General features: G+C 65.1%; 1 protein-coding gene and 1 pseudogene. One reads left to right on the top strand and one right to left on the bottom strand.

The window, feature by feature from the left end:
* Positions 1-140, top strand: a pseudogene (locus FCU66_RS42475) (glycolate oxidase iron-sulfur subunit); the annotation flags it as partial.
* A gap of 16 nt (positions 141-156) precedes the next feature.
* On the opposite strand, the gene FCU66_RS40610 reads toward FCU66_RS42475, so the two are convergent.
* On the bottom strand, positions 157-1,077 hold the full coding sequence (locus FCU66_RS40610; RefSeq protein ID WP_136617370.1) for a bifunctional 5,10-methylenetetrahydrofolate dehydrogenase/5,10-methenyltetrahydrofolate cyclohydrolase: 921 nt from the start codon (positions 1,075-1,077) through the stop codon (positions 157-159).
* Positions 1,078-1,228 lie beyond the last annotated feature (151 nt).

Below are 1,228 nucleotides of genomic sequence, written 5' to 3'. Positions count from 1 at the left end.
CCGGCAACATCGGCTGCATCACGCAGATCGCCTCTGCGGCGAAGCTGCCGGTGGTTCATACGGTAAAATTGCTTGACTGGGCCTATGGCGGGCCAAAGCCGGAAGGTGTCCTGGAACAGAGCCTGATCGCCGCGGAGTAGGGCGCCCGCCCCGGCGCTACTCCGCCGCGAGCCGGTCGGCCGTGCCGTAGGTCGCCTCATAAAGCGCGCGCTGCCGGCTGAGCGCCACCATCGTGTTGCGCAGCAGGATCGCGACCGTGATCGGGCCGACCCCGCCCGGCACCGGGGTGATCCAGGACGCGACCTCGCGCACGCTTTCGGTGTCGACGTCGCCGACGATACGGCTGGAGCCGTCAGGGCCGATCTCGGAATTGATGCCGATGTCGATGACGGCCGCTCCCGGCTTGACCATGTCGGCCTTGATCAGTCTTGGCTTGCCGACGGCGACGAACAGCGCGTCGGCGCGTCGCGCATGCGCGGCGACCGATCGCGTCATGTGGTGGCAGACCGTCACCGTAGCACCTTCGCTCATCAGCAGGAAGGCGATCGGCTTGCCGACGATTTCCGAATGGCCGACGATGACGACTTCCAGCCCCTTGAGGTCGAGGCCCGTTTCCTTCAGCAGCTCGACCGACGCGGCCGCCGTGCAAGGCGCAAGGTCGAGCTGGTTGTAGACGATGTTGCCGATCGAAGCCGGATGCATGCCCTCGACATCCTTGAGCGGATGCACCGCCGCCTGCAGCGTCCTGATCGGGATATGCGCTGGGACCGGTCGCTGGATGATGATGCCGGTGACGCGCGGATCGGCGTTCAGGCCGTGGATCGCCGCTTCCAGTTCGCCTGACGTGATGGTGGCGGGAAAGCGCCGTTCCTCGAAATCGATGCCGGCCAGTTGCGCCTTGGCGCGCTGGTTGCGCACATAGACATCCACCGCAGCGGTGTCGCCGACGGTGATCGAGATCAGCTTGGGCGGAAAGCCTTCGGCCTTGGCAATCGCGGCATCCTCGCGGACGGCGGCGATGATGCGCTGGGCAACCGGGCCGCCCTTGAGATAGCGACTGTCTTCGGACAGGGACATGGTGGACTCTTTTACGGAACGTTGCCGCCGACATAGCAAAAGAACATCGGCAAGGGCAGCACGAAAGCGAACCGTCATGCCTCTTGCGCGACGTGTCGCTCCGGCATTGTGTCGCTAACCGTCAGGCTCCGATCAAAACGGAAAGGGCAGC

The organism is Mesorhizobium norvegicum (genome assembly GCF_004919685.1).
In the GTDB taxonomy this organism is placed as follows: Bacteria; Pseudomonadota; Alphaproteobacteria; order Rhizobiales; family Rhizobiaceae; genus Mesorhizobium; species Mesorhizobium norvegicum.
Note: the sequence above shows the minus strand (reverse complement) of the source record. Positions and strands in the feature narration are given on the sequence as shown.